The 5,459-nt window shown below is 33.6% G+C and carries 3 protein-coding genes; 2 read left to right on the top strand and 1 reads right to left on the bottom strand.

What is annotated here, in order from left to right; genetic code table 11:
• Positions 1-718: 718 nt before the first annotated feature.
• A complete protein-coding gene (gene metK / locus LS73_RS09630; RefSeq protein ID WP_034557265.1) occupies positions 719-1,879 on the bottom strand; it encodes a methionine adenosyltransferase in 1,161 nt (386 codons plus the stop codon).
• 284 nt (positions 1,880-2,163) lie between these two features.
• Between metK and aroB the strand changes: the two genes are divergently transcribed.
• Complete coding sequence (aroB, locus tag LS73_RS09625) at positions 2,164-3,318, top strand: 3-dehydroquinate synthase (RefSeq protein WP_034557267.1); 1,155 nt, start codon at positions 2,164-2,166, stop codon at positions 3,316-3,318.
• Positions 3,305-4,993: a mechanosensitive ion channel family protein gene (locus tag LS73_RS09620; RefSeq protein WP_052090006.1), complete on the top strand. Its 1,689-nt coding sequence runs from the start codon at positions 3,305-3,307 to the stop codon at positions 4,991-4,993. The genes aroB and LS73_RS09620 overlap by 14 nt, the downstream gene beginning before the upstream one ends.
• Positions 4,994-5,459 lie beyond the last annotated feature (466 nt).

The raw sequence follows: 5,459 nt of genomic DNA, 5'->3' as shown, positions 1-5,459 counted from the left end.
TTACAGAATCCTTAATTATCTGATTGTGGATTGCTTTATGCTTGTTTTACATAGTATTCCTTTTGTGTTATGAGTTTTAATTAACCTTTTATAAAATGACAAGATGATTTTAGATTCTATTTATCATAGAATCTTTTGTTTAGAGATTATAATGATTTAGAGAATTAAAGATATAGAATCTTTTTTGTTATTTATTAATTGTAGATACTTTATCTAGGTTTGGAGTGATAAAGTTTTTTTGAGATTCTTAAACCAGCTTAAAGCATGGGGAGATATGGTAAAAAGGCAGGCTTTAAAATATGATAAGTTTAGTAATGATAACAATAAAAAGATTAGTATGACAAAAATAATTCACAATGACAAGGGAGATTTAGAATTATAATTTGAATGAGAATGACTAAAAAAATTTGTCCAACATTGTGCCACCCCCCTTTTTTTAAGACATTTCTCTTATTCAAAAAATGGAGAATAGCACACTTGTAAAAAAGGAGGTTTGTTGCTATCTTTCTTACTTTATCTTTTTCACTTTTTACCCTTATTTACCCTCTTCTTCGGTTTTTATATTAGGTAGAGGAGCACTTTTATAGCTTAGCTCTATCCTTTTTCAAATGGCATTACTCTTTTGTTGTTAGTTTAGTATAGTTTTAACTCACTTATTTGAGTTATGAGTTAGCAAAAGACTATTAAATTACAAAGATAAAACAACGCTAATTTTCTCCTATTTAATACCGCAAAAGTCTTTAATTGCTTCAACTTTATCGGTTTTCTCCCAAGTAAAATCTGGCAGCTCTCGTCCAAAATGCCCATAGGCTGCAGTTTGTCGATAAATAGGGCGCAACAAGTCTAAAGATTCTATAATGCCCTTAGGTGTGAGGCGGAAGATGTGTTTCACGCATTCAGTGAGTTTAGAATCTTCTACCTTACCTGTGCCGTGCGAATCTATAAGGATTGAAACAGGCTCTACAACACCAATAGCATAGGCTACTTGCACGGTGGCTTTATCACACACACCACTTGCTACTAGATTCTTAGCGACATAACGAGTAGCATAAGCCGCGCTTCTATCGACTTTGCTCGGATCTTTGCCGCTAAATGCTCCGCCGCCGTGCGGACAACTTCCACCATAAGTATCAACAATGATTTTGCGTCCTGTTAAACCTGCATCGCCTTGTGGTCCTCCAATCACAAATTTACCTGTGGGATTCACAAAGTAGCGGATATTATCATTCAAATATTCTTTTGGAAGCACTTTTTGAACAATTTCCTCAATCACAGCATCACGCAAATGAATTTGGCTAGTCTCTGGACTATGCTGCGTGGATAACACAATCGTATCAATGCTTACAGGTTTACCATTTTCATAGCGCACTGTTACCTGTGATTTGCCATCGGGGCGCAAAAATGGCAAAGTGCCGTCTTTTCTTTTTTGTGCTAAACCTTCTGTAAGGCGATGAGAGAGCCAAATAGGCAAAGGCATAAGAGAATGTGTTTCTCTGCACGCATAGCCAAACATTAACCCTTGGTCGCCTGCGCCTATTTCACCATCTTCTCTATCTACGCCTTGATTAATATCTGGGCTTTGCTCACCTATACCATTGAGAACAGCTGCAGAGCGATAATCAAAACCATAGAGTGCGTCAGTATAGCCAATCTCTTGCACAACTTTTCTCGCGATTTCTTGCATAGGCGCATAGATATGAGTTTTAAGCTCTCCTGCAATCACACAAAAGCCGTTGCTAACTAGTGTTTCACACGCTACGCGTGCCTTTTTATCACGCTCGATAATATAATCAAGCACCGCATCGCTGATTTGGTCAGCCATTTTGTCTGGGTGTCCTTCTGTTACAGATTCCGAAGTGAAAAGAAATGATTTTGCCATAAACTCACCTTGTGTTTTAAAATTTTTGTAATGCAAAAGGCTATCATAAAGTTGGTAAATTGAAGCATGAAACTAATCTCTCATGCAAAGTTTGCATACATTAGATAATGTCTTAAATCAAGTATTGCTACATTGACGAATTACATTAAGTAACAAAAAGCTTTTTGTTACAATTTGCAAAAAGCAATTACAAGCAAACAGACAATTCAGTATATTAAAATAAGATACGATATATTACTAAAAACACTTAATTCATAAACCTCGGTAATAATGAAAGCTAAATTATGGAAAATACAAACAACCTCCTTATAAATGCTAAATCAAAGAGCTATCCTATATATTTTGGGAATCTTTCCTCTTATATAGAGCATTTGCAAAGCATTCTCTCTAAGAAGATTCTAATTGTTACCACAGATTCAATTGCTAAAATACTGCTTAATGATTTTTTAAGTTTGCTATGCAGAAACGAAACAAGCAATCCGAATAGAAATATTTCCATAGATGATATTCCTGTGTGCATTATCCAAGATGGTGAATCTAACAAAGATTTATCGCATATAGAATATATACTTGATTGTGCTTTTAGAGCAAAGCTTAATCGTAATTCTTTGATGATAGCTCTAGGTGGAGGAGTGATTACGGATATGGTAGGCTTTGCTAGTGGAATCTATCAAAGAGGAATTGACTTTATAAGCATTCCTACTACCTTGCTATCTATGGTAGATGCCAGCGTTGGCGGGAAATGTGGTATAAATAATAAATATGGAAAGAACCTAGTAGGAATCTTTCATCAGCCAAATGAAGTTTATATTGACTCTAGATTCTTAACTACATTACCAAAACGAGAAATAAGTGCTGGATTTGCCGAAATTATTAAGATTTTTGCCTGCTTTGATTTTTACTTACTAGAGGAATTAGATAAAGAATTGCAAATGCTAGAATCAAAAAATAATCAAAAATATATTCAAGCAATGCTTCTAGAATCTTCTATGCTAACTACAATCATTCAAAAAAGCGTTATGCTTAAGGCTAAAGTAGTAGAGCAAGATGAAGAAGAAAGAAATGGATCAAGAGCTATACTTAACTATGGACATACATTTGGGCATGCTATTGAATTAGAAAGTAATTTTACTCAATATCTACATGGTGAAGCAGTTAGCATGGGCATTGTTATGGCAAATAGACTTTCTTGTAAGCTTGGGATTCTAAATCAAAAAATAGCACGAGATATTGAAAGTCTATTGTATCGTTGCGGCTTGCCAATTAGATATAAGATTAAAGATATAGAGTCTTTTTATCAATCTTTTTTTCTGGATAAGAAAAGCTTAGATTCTAAATTGCACTTTGTATTGTTGCAATCAAATCCTAATATTTTTGCTTCTTTGCACAATGATATTGACAAAGATATATTATTAGAGACTCTGCATGAATTTTCATAATATTGTCGCATTGGCAAAGATTAAATGGAAAATTAAAGCTGTTTTAGTGATTTTATGTATTTCATTAAGTCTTGGCTTTAGTGAAGAGGAATTGCAAGATTCTAAGCCTTACGCGCAAGTAGAAATTGATAATAATGCAAAGACTGATATACAAATAAAACAAGAAAAGAAATTAAAAGATATTTCTTTCAATAATAAAGAAAAACTAGCTAAGATTAATGCCAAAATAGACAATAATGAGAGTATATGGCTTAAACGATATGATAATTTTAGGAACTATCATAGAATTTCAAATGAAATTACAGCTATAGAACGAATAGGACTAGAAACAAGGCTAACCCCTAAAGAATCCCATAGATTAGATACTCTAAAAAAACAACAAAGCCTACTAGAACAATATCGAAATAAGCCCTTTGGCGAGCTACTTGACAAGCCCACCATAAACGAGCCACCAACTATTAATAATCCATTTGGAATTTTTAGCGCGTTCTCATATATCAAACATATTTCTTCTCTCAAAGAAAATATGCAAAAAAGTAAGTATGACTTAGATCAAGTTATTACAACATTGGAAAGAAAGCTAGAAATATTACAAACTATACTAAACCAAGAACAGCTAACAGCAAGACAGAGGAATGGATATAGAGAATCCCTAGAAGATGTGCAAAAACAAATCTTAGATTTACACAGTGCTAGAAATATTTTTGAAACTACCATTGATGTATTTGACAAGGATAGCGATGAGATTATTACCAATCTGGAAGTGCATATAAAGAATCAGATTCTAAAACTTAGCTATATTGGCGTTGGAATCATAGTCAGCATAGCCATCGCAATAATGCTAAAAATGCTAGTTAAACGCTATATAAATCATCATGAAAGGGCATATACCACAAGCAAAGTTATTAACTTTTTCAATATAACAATAATATTTCTTATACTGCTTTTTGCATATATAGATAATGCAACTTATGCTGTAGCTATGGTAGGTTTTGCATCTGCTGGGCTTGCTGTAGCTATGAAAGATATGTTTATGAGTATACTAGGTTGGCTAGTCATAGTAGTTGGTGGCAGTGTGCATGTAGGTGATAGAATCCGCATCAAAAAAGAAAATGAAGTATTTATCGGAGATGTGCTTGATATTTCTATGTTGCGTATTACTATTTATGATGATATTACTCTTAGCTCTTATAGGGATAATCATCGTGCAGGTAGAATGATTTTCATTCCAAACAACTACATTTTTACAAATCTCATTGCAAATTACACTCATGGAGATTTGAATAACGTGTGGGATAGCGTTGAGGTCTGCATTACTTTTGATTCTAATATCACTAGAGCAAAGAACATTGCCCTAGATGTCGCAAGCTCTCATGCCAAGATATACACAGAGCAGACAAAAGCACAAATGAGGCGCATGAGAGATAGATTTTCGTTTGTGCATTCTGTAAATGTTAATCCACGTGTTTTTAACTTTATCAAAGATAATGGCATGGAGATTTCTGTATGGTTTCAGAATTATGCATATGGGACACTTAGTCTAAAAAGTATTATCGCTCAAGAAATCATAGAAAAATATTTACAAGATGACAACATACATATAGCATACCCAATTACTAGAATCGTATATCAGCAAAAAGATGGTCTAGGGCAAACTCATATTGAATCTTTATAGCCCTCACTGCCTGCCATTTTGCTATATTGGCAAAAATAATATAGCTTCTATTAGTTTAATTATGAGAATAAAGCTAATATTCTCTTAAGTAGCTATTTGTATTCTTAATATATTTTTAAAGTATTCTCATCGCCAAACAACGACATATTACTTTGCCATAAGCTTACCATTTTTACAAGGGATTACTTTGTTATAACTTCGTTACCTTGTCATATTTAGCCTCTGTCATTCTGATAGCAATAAGCTCTAAGAATCTCCCTTACCACTCCTATAATCTTCACTGCGTTTAAGTCCAACTACCTTTATCATGTCTTAAAGAGCAAAGAAACTAGTCTTATTTACTGATTGCTTTGTCTTTAGACAAAGCTCTCATTAATAGAGATTCTTCATCTAGCTTTAGGCTAGGTTTAGAGTGATAATAGGAGTAGATACTTCATAATGATAAAATGAGTAATACAACTAAGAT

It is taken from the genome of Helicobacter muridarum, from assembly GCF_000765805.2.
Lineage (GTDB): Bacteria > Campylobacterota > Campylobacteria > Campylobacterales > Helicobacteraceae > Helicobacter_A > Helicobacter_A muridarum.
Note: the sequence above shows the minus strand (reverse complement) of the source record. Positions and strands in the feature narration are given on the sequence as shown.